This is a genomic window from Bradyrhizobium sp. 14AA, assembly GCF_054185205.1.
In genome coordinates, this window is sequence record NZ_JAVAYM010000017.1 from 101,770 (window position 1) to 120,122 (window position 18,353).

The 18,353-nt window shown below is 65.0% G+C and carries 17 protein-coding genes; 12 read left to right on the forward strand and 5 right to left on the reverse strand.

The features are described 5' to 3' along the window. The first annotated feature begins 37 nt into the window (after positions 1–37). Both RAD15_RS27420 and RAD15_RS27425 read left to right on the forward strand, forming a co-directional pair. On the forward strand, positions 38–1,684 hold the full coding sequence (locus RAD15_RS27420; RefSeq protein WP_458181332.1) for an FGGY-family carbohydrate kinase: 1,647 nt from the start codon (positions 38–40) through the stop codon (positions 1,682–1,684). Positions 1,685–1,689: 5 nt separating this feature from the next. Continuing rightward, positions 1,690–2,625: a carbohydrate kinase family protein gene (locus RAD15_RS27425; protein ID WP_458181333.1), complete on the forward strand. Its 936-nt coding sequence runs from the start codon at positions 1,690–1,692 to the stop codon at positions 2,623–2,625. A gap of 7 nt (positions 2,626–2,632) precedes the next feature. Here the strand turns inward: RAD15_RS27425 and RAD15_RS27430 are convergent, their stop codons facing one another. Continuing rightward, positions 2,633–3,520: a LysR family transcriptional regulator gene (locus tag RAD15_RS27430; RefSeq protein ID WP_458181334.1), complete on the reverse strand. Its 888-nt coding sequence runs from the start codon at positions 3,518–3,520 to the stop codon at positions 2,633–2,635. A 127-nt stretch (positions 3,521–3,647) separates the two neighbouring features. Here RAD15_RS27430 and RAD15_RS27435 point away from each other — a divergent pair, with 127 nt between their 5' ends. The 7 genes from RAD15_RS27435 (at position 3,648) to RAD15_RS27465 (ending at position 11,211) form a co-directional block, all read left to right on the forward strand. Beyond that, the gene (locus RAD15_RS27435) at positions 3,648–5,069 is read left to right on the forward strand and encodes an amidase (protein WP_458181402.1); all 1,422 of its coding nucleotides are present in this window, start codon (positions 3,648–3,650) and stop codon (positions 5,067–5,069) included. 99 nt (positions 5,070–5,168) lie between these two features. Further along, entirely contained in the window at positions 5,169–6,119 is a 951-nt protein-coding gene (locus tag RAD15_RS27440) for an ABC transporter permease (RefSeq protein WP_458181335.1), read from the forward strand. Further along, complete coding sequence (locus tag RAD15_RS27445) at positions 6,116–7,009, forward strand: ABC transporter permease (RefSeq protein WP_458181336.1); 894 nt, start codon at positions 6,116–6,118, stop codon at positions 7,007–7,009. The genes RAD15_RS27440 and RAD15_RS27445 overlap by 4 nt, the downstream gene beginning before the upstream one ends. 2 nt (positions 7,010–7,011) lie before the next feature. Beyond that, positions 7,012–8,025: an ABC transporter ATP-binding protein gene (locus tag RAD15_RS27450; protein ID WP_458181337.1), complete on the forward strand. Its 1,014-nt coding sequence runs from the start codon at positions 7,012–7,014 to the stop codon at positions 8,023–8,025. Further along, positions 8,022–9,026 (forward strand): ABC transporter ATP-binding protein, encoded by a 1,005-nt coding sequence (locus tag RAD15_RS27455; RefSeq protein ID WP_458181338.1) that lies wholly within the window; start codon positions 8,022–8,024, stop codon positions 9,024–9,026. Before RAD15_RS27450 ends, RAD15_RS27455 begins: the two co-directional genes overlap by 4 nt. Before the next feature lie 56 nt (positions 9,027–9,082). Next, positions 9,083–10,576: an ABC transporter substrate-binding protein gene (locus RAD15_RS27460; RefSeq protein WP_458181339.1), complete on the forward strand. Its 1,494-nt coding sequence runs from the start codon at positions 9,083–9,085 to the stop codon at positions 10,574–10,576. 404 nt (positions 10,577–10,980) lie between these two features. Next, complete coding sequence (locus tag RAD15_RS27465) at positions 10,981–11,211, forward strand: hypothetical protein (protein WP_458181340.1); 231 nt, start codon at positions 10,981–10,983, stop codon at positions 11,209–11,211. A gap of 208 nt (positions 11,212–11,419) precedes the next feature. Here the strand turns inward: RAD15_RS27465 and RAD15_RS27470 are convergent, their stop codons facing one another. Next, a complete protein-coding gene (locus RAD15_RS27470; protein ID WP_458181341.1) occupies positions 11,420–11,668 on the reverse strand; it encodes a hypothetical protein in 249 nt (82 codons plus the stop codon). Positions 11,669–11,701: 33 nt separating this feature from the next. Here RAD15_RS27470 and RAD15_RS27475 point away from each other — a divergent pair, with 33 nt between their 5' ends. Beyond that, the gene (locus RAD15_RS27475; protein ID WP_458181342.1) at positions 11,702–11,977 is read left to right on the forward strand and encodes a hypothetical protein; all 276 of its coding nucleotides are present in this window, start codon (positions 11,702–11,704) and stop codon (positions 11,975–11,977) included. 251 nt (positions 11,978–12,228) lie between these two features. On the opposite strand, the gene RAD15_RS27480 is transcribed toward RAD15_RS27475, so the two are convergent. Both RAD15_RS27480 and RAD15_RS27485 read right to left on the reverse strand, forming a co-directional pair. Next, entirely contained in the window at positions 12,229–12,663 is a 435-nt protein-coding gene (locus tag RAD15_RS27480; RefSeq protein ID WP_458181343.1) for a hypothetical protein, read from the reverse strand. 443 nt (positions 12,664–13,106) lie between these two features. Next, positions 13,107–13,349 carry a DUF1127 domain-containing protein gene (locus RAD15_RS27485; RefSeq protein ID WP_458181344.1) on the reverse strand — a complete coding sequence of 81 codons (243 nt, stop codon included), beginning with the start codon at positions 13,347–13,349 and terminating at the stop codon, positions 13,107–13,109. Between the two features lie 163 nt (positions 13,350–13,512). Between RAD15_RS27485 and RAD15_RS27490 the strand changes: the two genes are divergently transcribed. Both RAD15_RS27490 and RAD15_RS27495 read left to right on the forward strand, forming a co-directional pair. Next, positions 13,513–15,090 (forward strand): winged helix-turn-helix domain-containing protein, encoded by a 1,578-nt coding sequence (locus tag RAD15_RS27490; RefSeq protein WP_458181345.1) that lies wholly within the window; start codon positions 13,513–13,515, stop codon positions 15,088–15,090. A 753-nt stretch (positions 15,091–15,843) separates the two neighbouring features. After that, positions 15,844–16,059, forward strand: coding sequence for a hypothetical protein (locus RAD15_RS27495; RefSeq protein ID WP_458181346.1), 216 nt, complete (start codon positions 15,844–15,846; stop codon positions 16,057–16,059). A 735-nt stretch (positions 16,060–16,794) separates the two neighbouring features. Here the strand turns inward: RAD15_RS27495 and RAD15_RS27500 are convergent. Then, complete coding sequence (locus tag RAD15_RS27500) at positions 16,795–18,348, reverse strand: hydantoinase/oxoprolinase N-terminal domain-containing protein (protein WP_458181347.1); 1,554 nt, start codon at positions 18,346–18,348, stop codon at positions 16,795–16,797. Positions 18,349–18,353: the final 5 nt, after the last annotated feature.

Consider the following 18,353-nt stretch of genomic DNA (forward strand, 5'->3'; position numbering starts at 1 on the left):
TTGCGTCAAAACTGACGGAAAGCGACCGGGAGCAACAATGCCGCGAGCGTATATCGGCGTCGACGTGGGGACCACGAGCACGCGGGCAGGAGTGTTTGACGAGGCCGGCACGCTGCTTGCGACCGCGCGGCATCCGATCAGAATCTGGCACGAGGCCGGCGACATCGTCGAGCAGTCATCCCAGGATATCTGGGAGGCCTGCGTCAAATCGGTGCGTGCGGCGATGGCGGAAGCAGCCATCGCGCCCGACAGCATCGGCGGCATCGGCTTCGACGCCACCTGTTCGCTCGTGGTCCTCGACAGGCAAGGCGAGCCGCTCACCGTCAGCGCCTCCGGCGAGGCGCAGCGCAACGTCATCGTCTGGATGGACCACCGCGCCACCGCTGAGGCGCGTCTCATCAACGAGACCGAGGATGCCGTGCTGCGCTATGTCGGCGGCTCGATCTCGCCCGAGATGGAGATGCCGAAGCTATTGTGGCTGAAGCGGCATCTGCGCGCGAGCTTCGACGCCGCCGGTCACTTCTTCGATCTGGCGGACTATCTGACCTGGCGCGCGACCGGCGCGTTCCAGCGTTCGACCTGCACCGTCACCTGCAAGTGGAACTATCTCGCCCATGACGGCGGCGGCTGGAGCGCGCAGTTCTTCAAGCGCATTGGTCTCTCCGACTTCGTCGCCGAGAATTACGCGCGCATCGGCACCGAGATCGTCGCGCCCGGCACGCGGCTCGGCGCCGGTCTCACCCGCGCAGCCGCGGCCGAGCTTGGCCTGTCACCGGGCACGCCGGTCGGTGCGGCGCTGATCGATGCCCATGCCGGCGGCATCGGCGCGATCGGCGGACGTGACGGCTCGGGCGGCGCGAGCGATGTCAGCGATCGTCTCGCCTACATCATGGGAACCTCGGCCTGCATCATGGCGACGACGAAGGAGCCGTGCTTCGTGCCGGGCGTGTGGGGTCCTTATTATTCCGGCATGGTGCCGGACGTCTGGCTCAACGAGGGCGGGCAGTCGGCTGCGGGCGCCGCGATCGACCATCTCCTCAAATCGCATCCCGGCTTCGCCGAGGCGAGCGCGGCCGCACGCGGCGAGGGCCTCGACCTCATCGACTTCCTGGAGCGCCGCATCATCGCGCGCGCCGGCGATGCCAGCCGCGCCGCGCTGCTCGCGCGCGACATCCATGTTCTACCGGAGTTCATCGGCAATCGCTCGCCCTACGCCGACCCCGACACGCGCGCCGTGATCGCCGGCCTCGATCTCGACACCGACATCGCCTCGATGGAGCGGCTGTTCGTTGCCGGCCTGTGCGGGCTGGCCTATGGGCTTGCCGAGGTGATCGAGGTGTTTGCCGCGCATGGCGTCCGCTCCAGCCTCATGATCATGGGTGGCGGTGCCAGCCGCAGCCCGTTGGTGCGGCAGATCATGGCGGATACGACGGGTCTCACCGTCGCGCTGCCGCAGACGAAGGAACCGGTGCTGCTGGGCGCGGCGATGCTGGGAGCCGTCGCCGGCGGTGCCTATGCTTCGATCGGCGAGACCATGGCAAGGATGTCGGCGCTGGGACGCAAGAGCGAGCCGACCGCGCCGGACATGGCCGCGTTTCACGCCCGTAAGCGCGACGTGTACAAGCTGCTGCGCGAGGTCGATCGCGGCAGCCGCGCGGCGATGCGTGATAGCGCGAGAGGTTGAAAGACATGCTGATTGCCTGCGGCGATGCGCTGATCGATTTCGTCCCGACCCGAAATACGGAGGGACGCGAGGCGGTGATGCCCGCCGTCGGTGGCTCCTGCCTCAACGTCGCGATCGGCATGGCGCGCCTGGGCGCGCCGACCGGCTTCGTCGGCGGCATCTCGACTGATTTGTTCGGCCGCATGATCGCAGATCACGCCGCTGCCTCGCACGTCGGGCTCGATCTCGCCACGCGCAGCGATCACCAGACCACGCTCGCCTTCGTCCGCATCGTCGCGGGCGAGTCGCACTACGCGTTCTACGATGCCGAGACCGCGACGCGGAATTGGAGCTACCGGCGCGGCACCATTTCGTTCGATACGGTCGAGGCCGTCCATGTCGGCTCGACCACGCTGGTCAATGACCAGGGCGCCGCCGAGACCAAGGCGCTGATCGCGGATGCGCGGGCCTCATCGACGATCTCCTTCGATCCGAACTGCCGCCCCAACCTCGTCAAGGACAAGCCGGCCTATCTCGCGCGCATGGCGGAATTCGCCGGCAGCGCCGACCTCATCAAGATGTCGGACGTCGACTTCGCCTATCTCTTCGGCGACGAGCCCTATGCGCAACGCGCGAGCGCGCTGCTGGGGCAGGGCACGCGCCTCGTCGTCATCACCCGCGGCAACAATGGCGCCATTGCCTGGCACGCCGGGGCAGGGCAGATCGAGGTTGCCGCGCCCAAGGTCGATGTCGCCGACACCATCGGCGCCGGCGACAGCTTTCAGGCGGCGCTGCTGTTTGCCCTGCACAAGCAGGGACGTCTCGCCCGCGCGACGCTGAAGGACATCGGCGCGGACGAACTCCGCCGCGCACTGTCCTTTGCCGCCAACTGCGCCGGCATGACCTGCACGCGACCGGGCGCCGATCCGCCCTGGATCCATGAGATCGGCTGGAACCCGTAGCGCCGCTTCACATCCGCGCGACGGCCTTCTCGGCGCATTTGATGAAGGTTCCGATCAGCGGGCTCTGGGAATCCCTCCGCCAGCACACTGCGATGTCGAGGGAGTCGGTGGCATCGCGCAGCGGCCTGAACACGATGCCGCGCGGCGCGCCGAGCTGCGCGCAGGCCGGCAGGATGGCAAGGCCTTCGCCGGCCAGAACCAGGCTCATCGCCGAATGCACCGTCTCCACCCGGCTCGCGATCGGCATCACCACCTGGTGCCGGCGCAGCAGGGGGACCACGGCGGACGATGCGGGACCATGGTCCGGATGCGGCAGCGCGATCAGCGGACGGCCGTGCAGCCGGGCCATCGGGACGGAGCCCAGGCGGGCGAGCGGCGAACTGGTCGGCATCGCCAGCATGAAGCGTTGCGCACCGATCCGCGCCACCTGGATCTCGGGATGGTTGATGGCCGGCATGCACAGCGCGACCGTGACGCTGCGATCGAGCACCCGGGCCTCGCGCGTCGAGGCGCTGAGCTCGGCGAACTCCAGGTCGACGCCGGGCACCGAGCGGCGCAGCTCGGGGATGAGCCGCGGCAGGATCGCATTGGCCAGCACGAACATGTAGCCGACCGAGATCCGCCCGCGCTTGCCGGCCGCGACCGCGCGCGCGGCCTCGATCCCGTCGGCCGCCAGCGCCAGCGCCTCGCTGGCGCGCGCCAGCAGCGCCTGGCCGGCCTCGGTCAGGTCCATGCCGCGCGTGCCGCGGCGGAACAGCGGCGCGCCCACTTCGGCCTCCAGCTTGCGGATTTGCACCGAGAGCGGCGGCTGCGCCATGCGCAGCCGTTCAGCGGCCTTGCCGACGCTGCGCGCCTCGGCCACGGCGACGAAATAGCGGAGCCGGCGAAGATCCATTGGCATACCGAAACCGTATGGGTTGACGTCCAAAAACGTATTGGACGGCGAGTTAACAAAACTGTCATTCTCGCTGTCAATGCAATGGCTGGGCCAACGAAGGCCGGCTTGGGAGCGTGATGTGACGATGAACGGCGATCCCTGTCTCCTGTCCGCAACCGAGCTGCGCGGCCTCATGGCCGCAAGGAAAATCTCCCCGGTCGAGATCGTCAGCGCCGTGATTGCGCGCGCCGAGGCGCTCCAGGGCGAATTGAACTGCTTCATCACGCTGTGCGGCGACGAAGCGATGGCGCAGGCCCGCGCCGCCGAGCGCAAGATGATGGCGGGCGAGGCGCTCGGCCTGCTCCACGGCATCCCCGTCACCGTCAAGGACATCGTCAACACCAAGGGCGTCAAGACCACCTTCGGCGCCGTTCCCTACAAGGACAACGTCCCGACCGAGGATGCGGTGGCGGTCGCGCGGCTGCACGCCGAAGGCGCGATCCTGATCGGCAAGACCACGACGCCGGAATTCGGCAGCAAGTGCCTGACGGATTCGCCGCTGTTCGGCCGCACCCGCAATGCCTGGGACGCCTGCCGATCCTCCGGCGGCTCCAGCGGCGGCGCGGCGGTGGCGGTGGCGAGCGGCATCGCGCCGCTGGCGATCGCGACCGACGGCGGCGGCTCGACACGGATTCCCGCCGCCTGCAACGGCGTGGTCGGGCTGAAGCAGAGCAATGGTGTCATCCCACACAGCCAGGCGCTGGACGTGTTCGGCAACCAGACCTATGTCACGCCGACCACGCGGACCGTTGCCGACACCGCGCTGATGATGCAGGCCATGGCCGGCGAGGATCCTATCGATCCCTGGTCGATCGGCGTGCCCGTGCCCGACTTCATCGGCACCGCCGCTCCGCATGGCGATCTGCGCGGGCAGAGGATTTTGTATTGCCTGACCCCGCCGGGCCGTCCGGTGTCCGCCGAGGTCGCCGCCAATTTCAGGGCGAGCCTCGACCTTCTGGCAGGGCTCGGCGCCGAGCTCGAGGAATTCTCCGGCGAGGGGTTCGACATCGAGCCGATCTGGCGCGCCATCAACCACACCGTCTGGCGCACGCGCTTTGCAAAGCTTGCGGCCGAGCACAAGGACGAGCTGAGCGAGGCCTTTCTCAAGCAGCTCGCGCTCGCAACCGAAGTCAGCGGCGTCGACTACCAGGAGGCGATGTTCGCGCGCACCGCGTTGTTTCGCCGCGTGCAATCACTGCTTGCGCGCGGGGACTTCCTGGCGATGCCGACCCTCACGCGCACCGCGCTGCCGATCAAGCAGGACTTGTTCGGCAGCATCGAGATCGACGGGGCGCATTTCGACAGCGTCCGGCCAAACTGGTTCCCCTGGACCATGCCGTTCAACATGACCGGCCATCCCGCCGTCAGCCTTCCCTCAGGCTTTGCCCGCGACGGCCTGCCGATCGGCCTTCAGCTCGTCGGCCGCTTCCGGGCCGATGCCGAATTGCTGCGCGTCAGCGCGTTGTTCGAGGCCTCCGCGGGCCTCCTGTCCCGCTGGCCGGAATGACGACATGCACACGCAGCAAAAGGCTTGTGCGCAAAGGACTTGCCTCCGGCCCCCGGACATGTTGATCGTGCCGCGGTCAAGCCCTGAAGCCGAGCGCGCATGAGCGTATTTGTCCTCCGACGTCTGTTGACCTTGCTGGCGACGCTGGTCGGCGCATCGCTGATCATTTTCCTGGTGCTGGATGCGCTGCCCGGCAACGCCGCGCAGATGCTGATGGGCGCCGATGCCTCCCCGGACGCGGTGCGCGCGCTCACCGTCAAGCTCGGGCTCGACCAGCCGCTGGCGGTTCGCTACCTGCAATGGATCAAGGGCCTGCTCGTCGGCGATCTCGGCAACTCTTATGTCTACGGCACGCCGGTCGCCAGCCTGATCGCGGAGCGGCTGGTGCTGACCATTCCGCTCGCGATCATGGCCATGACGATCACGGTGACGCTGGCGCTCTCCGCCGGCATCTACACCGCCGCCAACCACAACAAGCTCGGCGACGTCGGCGTGATGTCGCTGACGCAGGTTGGCATCGCGCTGCCGAACTTCTGGTTCGCGATCCTGCTGGTGCTGCTGTTCGCGGTGCGCCTGCAATGGCTCTCGGCGGGCGGCTTTGCCGGCTGGGAGGACGGCATCTGGCTCGCCGTGAAGTCGCTGCTGCTGCCGGCGGTCTCGCTCGCGGTGGTGCAGGCCGCGATCCTCGCGCGCGTCACGCGCTCGGCGGTGCTGGAGGTGCTGCGCGAAGACTTCGTGCGCACAGCGCGTGCAAAAGGGCTCGGCAAGCGCGAGGTGCTGTGGAGCCACGTGCTGCGCAACGCCATGATCCCCGTGATGACGGTGATGGGGCTGCAATTCGCCAATCTGCTCGCCGGCACCATCGTGATCGAGAACGTGTTCTATCTGCCGGGCCTCGGCCGGCTGATCTTCCAGTCGATCGCCAACCGCGACCTGATCGTGGTGCGCAACTGCGTGATGCTGCTGGCGACCATGGTCGTCATCGTCAATTTCGTGGTCGACGTGCTCTATGCCTCCATCGATCCCCGCATCAAGGTTCACGACCTGTGAGCGCGCCCTTGACCACTTCCATTGACGCACCGGTCGCCACGCGCCGTCTGCCGGCCAAAACCTTCTGGGGCCGCGCGCTACGCCACCGCAGTTTCGTGCTGGGCGGCGGGCTGAGCCTGCTCGTCCTTGCCTCGGCGCTGCTGTCGCTGGTGTGGACGCCGTGGTCGCCTTACGAGATCGACATCGCCTCGAAACTCCGGCCGCCATCGGCGGCGCATTGGCTCGGCACCGATTCCTTCGGCCGCGACATCGTCTCGCTGCTGCTCGCCGGCGCCCGCTCCACCATCATGGTCGGTGTCATCGCGGTCAGCATCGGCCTCACCTTCGGCGTCACGCTGGGCCTGATCGCCTCGGCCCGGCGCGGCTGGACCGAAGAGATCATCATGCGTTTCTCCGACTTCACCTTCGCCTTTCCGGCCGTGCTGTCCGCGATCATGCTCGCGGCGGTCGCGGGTCCCGGCATGGTGACCTCGATCATCGCGATCGGCATTTTCCAGATCCCGACGCTGACCCGGCTGACCCGCGGCTCGGCCAATGCGATCTGGGCGCGCGAGTTCGTGCTGGCCGCGCGCGCGGCCGGCAAGGGCGCCTTCCGCATCACCATCGAGCACGTGCTGCCGAACATCCTGTCGATCCTGATCGTGCAGGTCACCATCCAGTTCGCGCTCGCCATCCTCGCCGAAGCCGCGCTGTCCTATCTCGGCCTCGGCACGCAGCCGCCGCAGCCGTCCTGGGGGCGGATGCTGAACGATGCGCAGACGCTGCTGTTCCAGTCGCCGATGCTTGCGGTCTATCCGGGGGCTGCGATCGCGATCGCCGTGCTCGGCCTCAATCTGCTCGGCGATGGCTTGCGCGATCTGCTCGATCCACGCCTGGCGCGGGAGCGATGACGATGGGCGAGCGACAGACCATGCCGCTGATCGAGGTTAGCAATCTCGGCGTCCGTCTCAACACCAGCCGCGGACCGGCACAGGCCGTGCATGGCGTCAGCTTTGCGCTCAAGCGCGGCGAGACGCTGGGGCTCGTCGGCGAATCCGGCTGCGGCAAGTCGGTCACCGCGCTGTCACTGATGGGGCTCTTGCCTGATAGCGCGCTCGTCACCGGCAGTATCAAGCTTGACGGCAGCGAGCTCGCGGGATTGCCCGATGCGGACTACTGCCGCCTGCGCGGCAATCGCATCAGCATGATCTTCCAGGAGCCGATGACCGCGCTCAATCCGATGCACACGATCGGCGATCAGGTCGCCGAGCCGCTGCGGCGTCACAAGAAATACTCGGCCTCGCAGGCCCGGCGAGAAACGATCGCCTTGCTCGACCGCGTCGGGCTGCCCGATCCGGCCAGGCGCGTCGATGCCTATCCGCACCAGTTTTCCGGCGGCCAGCGCCAGCGCATCACCATCGCGATGGCGCTCGCCTGCGAGCCCGATCTGTTGATCGCGGACGAGCCGACCACGGCGCTCGACGTCACCATTCAGGGCCAGATCCTCGATCTCATCGCCGATCTCGTCGAGGAGCGCGGCATGTCGATGATCCTGATCTCGCACGATCTCGGCGTCATCGCCGAGAACGTGCAGCGCATGATGGTGATGTATGGCGGCACCGTCGTCGAGAGCGGCCCGACCGAAGAGGTGTTCCGCCGCATGGGCCATCCCTACACGCAAGGGCTCTTCCGCGCCCGCCCGAAGCTCGGTGCGCGCAAGGGAACACGGCTGAAGACGATCTCGGGCACGGTGCCGGAGCTCGCGGATTTGCCGGCCGGCTGCACCTTCGGCGATCGCTGTCCGCTGGTCGAGGACAGATGCCGCGCCGCGCTGCCGCAGATGGTCGAGGTCGGCGGCGGTCACGTCGTGCGCTGTGTTCGCACCGATGTCTCGATGGCCGCGAATGTCGGAGCGCTGTCCGCATGAGCGCCGAACCTCTTCTCGACGTGAAGGACCTCGAGCAGCGCTACACGCTGCCGCGCGAAAGCCTGTTTCGCCCGCCCGGCCAGGTGCGCGCGCTCAACGGCGTCAGCGTGCAGGTCCAGGCCGGCAAGAGCCTCGGCATCGTCGGCGAGTCCGGCTCGGGCAAGTCGACCTTCGCGCGGGTCGTGATGGCGCTGGAGCGACCGACCTCGGGCCAGGTCGCGCTGCTCGGGCGCGATCTCAACCGCATCCCGGCGGACGAATTGCGTCGCGCGCGCCGCGATTTCCAGATGGTGTTCCAGGATCCCTATGGATCGCTTGATCCGCGCCAGACCATCGCGCGCATCGTCGCCGAGCCCTTGACCGTTCTGGAGGGCGCCGATCGCGCGACATTCCGCGAACGCGTCTCCGCGGTGCTGAAGCAGGTCGGCTTGCGCGAAGCCGACATGGACAAATACCCGCACGAATTCTCCGGCGGCCAGCGCCAGCGCATCGCCATTGCGCGCGCGCTGATCACGCAACCAAAACTGATCGTCGCCGACGAGCCGGTCTCCGCGCTCGACGTCTCCGTGCAGGCCCAGGTTCTGAACCTGATGCAGGACCTCCAGGAGCAGTTCGGCCTAAGCTACATCCTGATCAGCCATGACCTCGCCGTCGTCGACTATCTCTGCGACGAGGTCGCGGTGATGTATCTTGGCCGGATCGTCGAGCAGGGCCGTCCCGAGGACCTGTTCGAACATTGCGCTCATCCCTATACAAGGGCGCTGCTGGACGCCGTGCCGCGGGCGCGCGCCGGCGGCGGCCGGCGGCGGCGCGGGGCCCAGGCGATCGCCTCGCAATCGGCGGCGGCTGCCGGATGCCCCTATGTGGCGCGTTGTCCGCTTGCCGACCAGCATTGCCGCGAGGTCCTGCCTGAGCTACGCAAGGTCGGCGAGGGGCACCTTGCCGCCTGCCACAAGGCGGAGGCCGTGATGGCGTTGCCGCAGGCGGCCATGGAAGGTTAGTGTCCGGAGCAGGATTGGCGTAGGCTCACGAAGACAGCAGGCCGGGGAGTTACGAGATGTTCAGGAAGCTATCGATCGTCGCATTTGCCGCCGCCCTTGCTGCGGCACCGTTGCCGGTGCTGGCGCAGAGCAAGAAGGACAGCGTCGTCATGGCCATGACGCTGGAGCCGCCGGGACTCGATCCCACCAACGCCGCGGCCGCCGCGATTGCCGAGGTCACGCTCTACAACATCTACGAGACCCTGACCAAGATCAGCGAGGACGGCTCGGTCTCGCCGCTCCTCGCGGAAAGCTGGACGGCTTCGCCCGACCTGAAGACCTATACGTTCAAGCTGCGCAAGGGCGTCAAATTCCACAATGGCGAGGCGTTCGATTCGGCCGCGGTGAAGTTCTCGTTCGAGCGCAACGCGGTCGCCACCAGCACCAACAAGGACAAGAGCCTGTTCCAGAGCTTCGAGTCCGTTGCCGCGCCCGACGCCGACACGATCGTGATCACCTCGAAGAACTCCGAGCCGAACCTGCCGTTCCTGCTCGGACAGGCGAGCGGCTCGATCGTCGAGCCGAAGAGCGCGGCGACGAACGTCACGCAGCCGGTCGGGACCGGGCCTTATCAGCTCAGTGCCTGGGCCAAGGGCTCCTCGATCACGCTGACCAAATGGGCCGACTACCGCAACGCCGCCGCGGTCAAGCTCTCGAAGGTGACGATCCGTTTCATCTCCGATCCGGCCGCCCAGGCCGCGGCGCTGCTCTCGAATGATGTGGACGCGTTTCCGCGCATCGCGACCCGCGTCGTTGCTCAGTTCAAGGCTGACCCGCGCTTCACGGTGCTGATCGGCGGTTCCAGGGCCAAGACCATCGTCGCGATCAACCACCGCAAGAAGCCGCTGGATGACGTCCGCGTTCGCCGCGCCATCCTCGCTGCGATCGATCGCAAGGCATTGATCGACGGCGCCGTCGAGGGGTTCGGCACGCCGATCGGCAGCTTCTACACGCCGGGATCGGTCGGTTATGTCGACACCACCGCCATCAACCCCTACGATCCCGAGAAGGCCAAGAAGCTTCTGGCCGAGGCCGGTGTCACCACGCCGCTCGAGCTGTCGCTGAAGCTGCCGCCGCCGCCCTATGCGCGGCAGGGCGGTGAGATCGTCGCAGCCCAGCTCGCCAAGGTCGGCATCGTCGCCAAGATCGAGAACGTCGAATGGGCGCAGTGGCTGTCGCAGGTGTTCGGGCCCACGGGTCCGCACAATTTCGACCTCACGATCGTCAGCCATGTCGAGCCGTTCGACCTCGTCAAGATCACCGAGCCGGACTACTATCTCGGCTACAACAACGAGAAGTTCAACGCGCTCTACAAGCAGATCGTCTCGACGCCGGATGAAGCCGCCCGCGCAAAACTGCTCGGCGATGCCCAGCGCATGCTGGCCACCGACGCCGCCTCCGCCTACCTGTTCCAGCCGCAATGGCCGACTGTCACCAACAAGAAGCTGAAGGGCGTCTGGAAGGAAGTCCCGCAGTTCGAGAACGATTTCTCGACCTGGTATTGGGAGTAGGGCTATCGCAGATGGCGTCTTGGTGGCGGCCTGCGCAAGCGCCTCGTCCTTCGAGACGACCGCTTCCAGCGGTCTCCTCAGGATGAGGCTGAGCAGCATTGGCCCCGTTTGAAATAGCTGCCGCGCACGCCGCCCTCATCCTGAGGGCCCGCCATCGGCGGGCGTCTCAAAGGATGCGTTGTGCGCGAGCTATCCGTAACTCCTCTTTTCATATGCGATAGCCCTGCCTTGTTGGGGAGAGGGCCGCGACGCCGGTAGACACGGCTCGCGATGCGCGCCTGTATCTCGATTCCCACACTTGCGAGCAAAAGAGCATCCGTTTGTCGCTTTTCGAACAGACGGAGAAAGCCCGCTCCGTTCCAATTCCCCAACAATTAAGAACAGCCGGTTGGGGAGGCGTGGGGATGACGCACTACCGAGCTTACCTTTTGGATCAGCACCACCGCGTCATAAGCGTGGCCAAGTTGCAGTGTGCCGACGAGCAGGAAGCACGAGAACGTGCTGCGCAACTGGTTGATGTCAACGACGTTGAGCTATGGCAGCTCGACCGCCGAATCGCGGTGTTTGAGGCCCCCACAAGCCGAACCTCGCAGGCTGCTGGAAGGGGAAAGCCGCAGCGCCCTAAAGACAAATGAAACGTGCGTGTCGGTGCGCGAATCCCGCGAGTTGAATTCGCGGGGACAACCTTTCATCCGGCGGCGCCGCGCCAGCCAGATGCTTTCGGTTCCTGTCGGGAACCTACGCGATCAATTGTCGCTGCGCGCTGGCCGCTTGATTTAGATCAAGCACGAGACAACGAAATGCCAAGTGCATGTGCTGGTGCCGTCGCCGTTGGCGCGGGCATCACGCGCGGAAGCCAGCGATCGATGGCGCCTCACCATCAGGAGGAAGCTCATGGTTCGCTATGGTCTGATTGGTTTCGCGGCAGCTATCCTCGTCGCTGCCAGCCTGGTGCCCGATGACGCGTTTGCTCGCCGTGGTGGAGGTGGCGGCTTCCACGGTGGAGGAGGATTTCATGGTGGCGGCATGCGCGCCGGTGGCTTTCACGGCGGTGGCATGCGTGCTGCCCACGTTGGGGGAGGCGCGGTTCATGCCGGACGCATCCACGGCGGTCGCGGCTATGGCGTGGCCGGAGGAGTTCGGCCGTCGCATCCGATAGCAGGCCGCCCGATTGCAGGTCGACCCGGCTATCCGGGGCGCCCGGTGGCTGGTCGCCCGGGGCGTCCGGTTGCCGGCTATCCAGGCGGCGGCTACTACCGTCCGGGCTATGGTGCTGCCGCGGTGGGTGCCGCCGCTGCCTACGGAGCCTACGGTTACTACAATAACAACTACAACAGCGGCTGCTACTACAACGCCTCCGGCAGCTACGTCTGTCCGAATCAATATCCGTATCAGTATTGAAAAGACCAAGTGAGCGCGGACGGCGGTGACCGAGGGCCGCCGCCTGCTCTCAGCTCTCTCGCCGCCGAGTGTTCCGGACCAGAGGCGACCTCTTGGGCCGGCACCTCAAGCTGTTTCTGCAACCGAATTTGCAGTCTTCACTCAGCCTTTGTCGCGGCCACCGGATCTGACCGCTTCTACGGCCAATCGCCGCAGCCATCTGCCTGTCAGTCTTGTCTTGGGCCGAACGTCTCGGGAGCTTTCCCGCGGGCTCAGGATGGGCACGAGCGATACATCGCCTGCAGCAGGTTTCCGCGGAGGAATATCGTTCGGGGCGTCAGGCCGCCGCGATGGGCGATCCAGCGTCGCACCGTTGCGGGATACATGAGATACATCATACGCGTCGCGCCGGCGTTCGTGACAGCCCGTCCGCGAGGACCAATATCCCATGCGGCGTGGAACGCCAGCTCAGCCCGCGACGTCACGCAGATCCTTTCGGAGGGCAGGGTCGCCAGGACAATCGTGCAAGCCGACGCGCAGAAACCATCGATGATGACATTCTGGCCTGAAGCGCGCAGCCGTTCATACTTGTATATGTACTTCCCGATCGATCCGCCTCGATCGTCTGTGATCCGTACGGCGGCATCGCTCGAGCGCGATCCGGCGACCATGAGTGCTGCGATGACAAGCCCCACCCAACGTTTCATCCCGAGCCCCCTGCGCGTTGCCCGATCAATCCTCTTGAATAGGGCTTCGGTTGGCTTGATCCAGATCAACCAACTCGAAAACGCGTCGACATCGGCGCGAGGTTGCCGACCTGGCGGTTGACCACGTGGAATGCCGCGCGGATGGCCTCTTTGTTGGTGCGACCGAACACGGCTGGCGTCTCCTGTCGGAAGGAAACGCGACGCCCACGAGACGATTTGTCAGAGAGATTGTCCCAATTAGACTGCGTCCTCGACTTGATGTCGTCGAACCCCCAAGCATCTAGGGCGTGTACTCATAACCGTCCGCTCACAAACGCACACCGGAAGTCTCGCACCTTAGCTGTGATCGGCGGCTTGTGACCCCTACCGGAAGTCGGACTCTGGGCAATGATGCGTCTAGTCGTGTCCGACCATCCCATCCTTACTTGGCAGAAATCGAACGATCATTCGGCGGATCGGATGCCCCGCGGATCGATACCCCTGTTCGAGGCGACATAGTCGATCTCGCCGCGCGTAGTACCGATATCCATTAGCTCCCTGTCGCTTAGGTCGCACAAGTTGGCTATCAACCTCTGGCGTTTGCGCCGTTCCTGAAACGCGCCCCAATATGTCATGAAAAAACTGGAGACGCGCCGCGTCGATACGGCCCACTGTCCGAACCCAGTTGCACCGTAGGTCGTGCTCATGGCGGAATCTCCTGGGCGTTGTTTCTACCCGGACGAGGGTGCCAAGGCATGAGCGAGCGCGCTTGACATTCGGCTTACATTTTCCTTACCGGGGGCTTATTCTTTGCGTTCCAAGCGGTGCTAGAGGCCCCGACGATCGGAGGCCGCCTGAGGGATTAGCAGCTTGCGCTATCTCTTCGAGGAGTACGCAATCGACACTGACCGGCGCGAGCTGCATCGCGGGGCGGACGTCGTCTCCGTCGCGCCACAGGTATTCGATCTGCTCGACTACCTGATCCGCAACAGGGGGCGCGTCGTCAGTAAAGACGACCTCATCAATGCCATTTGGAACGGCCGTATCGTGTCCGATGCGGCGCTGACAACGCGCCTGAATGCCGCCCGCAGTGCGCTCGGCGATTCTGGTGAGGAACAACGCCTCATCAAAACCCTGCCGCGCAAGGGCTTCCGTTTCGTCGGACCAGTGCGGGAAGCGCAGGGAGCCGCAGGCGCGGTAGTCACCGATAACGCCGTAGAACCGTCGAAACCCGCCCTTACGCTGCCCGATAAGCCTTCGATCGCGGTGTTGCCGTTCCACAACCTGTCAGGTGATCCCGAACAGGAGTATTTCGCGGACGGAATGGTAGATGACATCATCACGGCGCTATCCCGGTTCAAGGCGCTGTTCGTCATCGCCCGCAATTCGAGCTTCACCTACAAGGGGCGCGCCGTTGACGTGAAGCAAATCGGGCGAAAGCTAGGGGTGCGTTACGTGTTGGAAGGCAGCGTTCGCAAAGCAGCAAACCGAGTGCGCATCACGGGACAGCTCGTCGATGCCGCCACCGGCGCACATCTATGGGCGGACCGGTTTGATGGTGGTCTCGGCGACGTCTTCGATCTGCAGGACCAGGTGACTGAGAGCGTTGTCGGGGCGATCGCGCCAGCGCTGGAGAAAGCCGAGATCGAGCGTGCCAAGCGCAAGCCGACCGAGAGTCTCGATGCCTATGCCCTCTATTCGCGCGGTTTGGCCAGGTTTTATCAGTTTGCTGGCCGGCAAGTGAACGACGAGGCGCTACGCCTGTTCAACAACGCGATCGAGATCGACCCGGATTTTGCGTCGGCCTACGCTCGTGCCGCCTCTTGCTACGCCTATGCCAAGGGCAATGGCTGGATTTCAGGCACACCGAGCGAGATTGCTCAAGTGACGAGGCTCGCTCAGCGGGCGGTTGAGTTGGGCAAAGATGATGCGATGGCGCACGCCGCCAGCGGGTGGGCGTTAGCGCATATTGTTCGCGATCTGGAGGCAGGGGCCAGCTTAATCGATCGCGCGCTTGTGCTCAATTCCAATTTGGCCGAGGCATGGTTTTACGGCGGCTGGGCAAAAAACTACCTCGGGGAGCCGGAACCGGCGATCGAGCGCTTCGCGCGTGCCATGCGCCTGAGCCCACTTGATCCGCGGGCGTCAGCCGCGCGGGCGGGGACCGCGCATGCACATTTCTTCCTGGGCCGCTATGCCGAAGCGGCATCGTGGGTGGCAATGGCATTGCAGGACAATCCGGACTATCAACCTGGACTACGGATCGCCGCCGCAAGCAATGCAATGGCCGGACGCCCGGAGCAAGCACATCAGGCCGTGGCTCGGCTGCAGCAACTCAACCCCACGCTACGTGTTTCGACTCTAAAAGACGTGGTGGGCCCTTTTAGGCGGGCGGAAGACCTCTCGCGATTTGAAGAAGGATTGCGGCGAGCCGGGCTGCCGGAATGACCATCGCAGCCAGATACTCAGCCGTGGCGACGAGCTGAATATGGCATGACTTCTGCTGTTGGCCCAACGCGGACCTAGGGTTAGGTACGCCAACGCGCCGCTATGAGGGGCAGAGCGGACCTCGTACGAAGGTGGCCGCGCAAGTTTATGAGTACGCGCCCTAGATTAAATTCGGGAGCGTTGATTTGCCAGGTTGCGGCTCTCGCGGGAATAGCAATGAAGGAAACGCTGGCCCAGCTAGAACTGCTCCGCGCGCAGATCGCCGAATGCGAGCAACTTCAGAAAACTGCCAAGAACCAAATCAAGCGCGACACATTCACGAGATTGCTCGCTCGCTACAGGGCGATCGCCGGGGAGTTGGAGCGAGCAATAGCAAGATTGCCACCGGCTCACGACCCCGTCCGAAAGAGGAGTGAGGCCCACCTGAGTTGGCAGCATCTACGTTCTCTTCATCCAATGTGACCTGTTGGCCTGGTGCAAAGTTGATGTCTCCAGATCGTCCGTTCGTCGGCGACTCGATCCAGCAGAATCCGATTTGCTCCCTCTCGGCAAATAATGTCGCAGCCTCGTGTTGCTCGCGGTGGCTGCGTTGAACGTCACTGGATTTCACCAGTTGTGCTCGAACGATTTGAAGTCGTAACGAACTCGAATCACGTCCGGAAAGTGAAAATTAGTTCTGCGCCATAATCATAATGACTCCGTCGCAAAAAAAGAAAATAAGGTGCAAAAAACAAAAATTGCCGGGAGGAGTAAATGGATACTGCGAGTCGCCTGCGCGCGATGGCATCGCTGTGCCGTCAGACAGCCGCGCATCATCCTGATCGAAGTTGGAAACTGCTCGCCGAAGCTGAGTATTGGGAGCATTTGGCCCGCGATGTGTCGCTCGATCATATCGAACTTTGCCAGGTTGGCTCACCGCTTCATGGAGAGCGCGGTATCACACAACCGACCGCGGCCCTCGCAGAATAGTTTGTTCGCTTCTATGTGCCTGACCAGAAGCGTGCCGGCTACTTCTTCAACAGTATTCCCATGCTCCGCGCCATTCGTCGCACCGACCCGGCGTGACGCCCCAATTCGGCGGCTATCTTCGATGCCCCAACTCCCTGCCGGGCGAGCCTGATCAATCGGCGGACTTCCTGCTCGGCCCATTGCTTTGGCTTCGGCGCTTTCATGGCGGTGCTCGACAGCACCAGTTAACCAGGAGGGTGATAGGCGGACACTTGGGAAATTTACGGGTGGTGTTTGCTCCCAATCAACATCCGACGCCGACCAACCGCCACGAGGCACACGGCTGCGCGCAACGGCCGTGCCACTGGCCTGCGCGCCTCTCACTTTGGTGTATTCTGATAACCCATCGCTCAAGTGCGTGGGGTGCTCCCGTTGAAGTTCAGCCGCATGTCAGCGCCGCGCGCCGAGCAGACGAAGCGCGGATGTCCGACTGACGCGAGGATACAAAGAAGCGGGTCACCGAGTGAAAACAGGCCGACAAGGTCAGCGCCGCCGAGCCATCGATCCAGAGGCCTTTCGCGCCGGTATTCCTCGAGAAAGAGGGCAACGCTCAGACTTCGGAATAATAGCATTATACCCCTGTTTTGCCCGACGTGTCAAAGGGACCTGGCTATCTGCGTAAGTCGTTGAATCTGTTGCCGCTGGCTACTGTGCATGGGGTTGTTTTCGCATTTATGTTTGTTGAGGATGCCTCAGCTATGCCGCCGCCGGCAGATCCGGATCGGCGATCGCCCCTGCAACACGCACACGCACCCGGAGTGCGTTGCCGGGCAGGTACGCGATCGGCATGTCCTCGACATCGACGGTCTTGAGGCTGGCGCGCGCGGCGCCCGCCTGCACGGCACGGTCGGCTGCGATGCCGCGCGCGGCGGCGATGGCATCCTCGCGGCTGAGATCGCGGAACACCTGGTCGGCCTCGCCAGAGACCTGCGCGATCGCGGCGCCCACCGCATTGGCGCAGTCGCCATGCGGGACGCGCACGATCTCGGAGATCCCGGGCAGGCGATCCGGCACCAGGAAGGCGCCGCCGCCGACCGCAAGCAGCGGCACGTCGCCGGCTTCGGTCTTCATGCGGTCGATGTCTTCCTCCAGCTTGCGCCAGGCATCGCGCATCGCGCCCTCGATCAGGCGCTTCGGCAGGTTGGCGACGCGGGAGCGGTCGCCGATGTCGATCAGACCGGCCGCCACCGCAATGTCGGTGGCGGTGAGACGCGAGCCGCCGAACACCAGCGCGTCCGATGTCAGGCGATAGCCGACGCTGAGCGGGCCGACGCGCACCGGATCCTCGTCGACATGGCTGCCGCCGCCGAGCCCGATCGACAAGAGATCAGGCATCCGGAACAGGGTGCGCACGCCGCCGACCTCGACCACCGCATTGGCTTCGCGCGGAAAGCCGTGGCGCAGCTGGCCGATGTCGCTGGTGGTGCCGCCGACATCCACCACCATGGCGTCGTCGAGGCCTGAGAGATGCGCGGCGCCGCGCATCGAGTTGGTCGCGCCGGAGGCAAAGCTCATCACCGGGAAGGCGGTGGCGATCTCGGCCTGCATCACCGTGCCGTCGTTCTGGGTCAAAAACAGCGGCGCGTCGATGCCACTGTCGGCGATCGCCTTGCGGAAGGCCGCGACCGTGGTGACGGCGAGGTCGTGCAGGGACGCGTTGAGCAGCGCGGCGTTCTCGCGCTCGAGCAGGCCGATGCGGCCGAGATCGTGCGACAGCGTCACCGCGACATCGGGGTAGATCTCGGCAAGGATCTCGCGTGCGGTGGTCTCGCAGGAGGGATCGAGCGGAGAGAAGCTCGAGCACACCGCGACCGAGCGCAGGCCGGCGTCCTTGATCTTTCGGGCCGCGTCCTTGAGACCGGCGGTGTCGAGCGGCATGAAGGGACGGCCGTCGTAATCGTGCCCGCCCTCAAGCATGAAGATCTCGCCATTGACGAGCGATGCGAGATCGGTCGGCCAGTCGCAGAACGGCGGCAGCGAGGCGCTCGCGGGCATGCCGATGCGGATCGCACCGATCTTCTGCACATGGCGGCGCTGCACCACGGCGTTGATGAAATGCGTGGTGCCGATCACGACCGCATCGACCTTCACCGCGGCAGTGGGCTCGGCGCGCAGCGCCTTCAGCGCGTCCAGGATGCCCGAGGTGACGTCGGCCGTGGTCGGACGCTTGACGGAATGGACGACCTTCTCGTCGACGATCAGCACGGCGTCCGTGTTGGTGCCGCCGACATCGATGCCAATGCGTTTCATGGGAT

Excerpts from the sequence above, each read along its gene's own strand:
- RAD15_RS27425 (WP_458181333.1), top strand. The coding sequence starts at position 1,690 with ATGCTGATTGCCTGCGGCGATGCGCTGATCGATTTCGTCCCGACCCGA.
- RAD15_RS27485 (WP_458181344.1), bottom strand. The coding sequence starts at position 13,349 with ATGAGCACGACCTACGGTGCAACTGGGTTCGGACAGTGGGCCGTATCG.
- RAD15_RS27420 (WP_458181332.1), top strand. The coding sequence starts at position 38 with ATGCCGCGAGCGTATATCGGCGTCGACGTGGGGACCACGAGCACGCGG.
- RAD15_RS27495 (WP_458181346.1), top strand. The coding sequence starts at position 15,844 with ATGGATACTGCGAGTCGCCTGCGCGCGATGGCATCGCTGTGCCGTCAG.
- RAD15_RS27500 (WP_458181347.1), bottom strand. The coding sequence starts at position 18,348 with ATGAAACGCATTGGCATCGATGTCGGCGGCACCAACACGGACGCCGTG.
- RAD15_RS27480 (WP_458181343.1), bottom strand. The coding sequence starts at position 12,663 with ATGAAACGTTGGGTGGGGCTTGTCATCGCAGCACTCATGGTCGCCGGA.
- RAD15_RS27450 (WP_458181337.1), top strand. The coding sequence starts at position 7,012 with ATGGGCGAGCGACAGACCATGCCGCTGATCGAGGTTAGCAATCTCGGC.
- RAD15_RS27440 (WP_458181335.1), top strand. The coding sequence starts at position 5,169 with ATGAGCGTATTTGTCCTCCGACGTCTGTTGACCTTGCTGGCGACGCTG.
- RAD15_RS27430 (WP_458181334.1), bottom strand. The coding sequence starts at position 3,520 with ATGGATCTTCGCCGGCTCCGCTATTTCGTCGCCGTGGCCGAGGCGCGC.
- RAD15_RS27460 (WP_458181339.1), top strand. The coding sequence starts at position 9,083 with ATGTTCAGGAAGCTATCGATCGTCGCATTTGCCGCCGCCCTTGCTGCG.
- RAD15_RS27455 (WP_458181338.1), top strand. The coding sequence starts at position 8,022 with ATGAGCGCCGAACCTCTTCTCGACGTGAAGGACCTCGAGCAGCGCTAC.
- RAD15_RS27470 (WP_458181341.1), bottom strand. The coding sequence starts at position 11,668 with ATGAACCGCGCCTCCCCCAACGTGGGCAGCACGCATGCCACCGCCGTG.
- RAD15_RS27435 (WP_458181402.1), top strand. The coding sequence starts at position 3,648 with ATGAACGGCGATCCCTGTCTCCTGTCCGCAACCGAGCTGCGCGGCCTC.
- RAD15_RS27465 (WP_458181340.1), top strand. The coding sequence starts at position 10,981 with ATGACGCACTACCGAGCTTACCTTTTGGATCAGCACCACCGCGTCATA.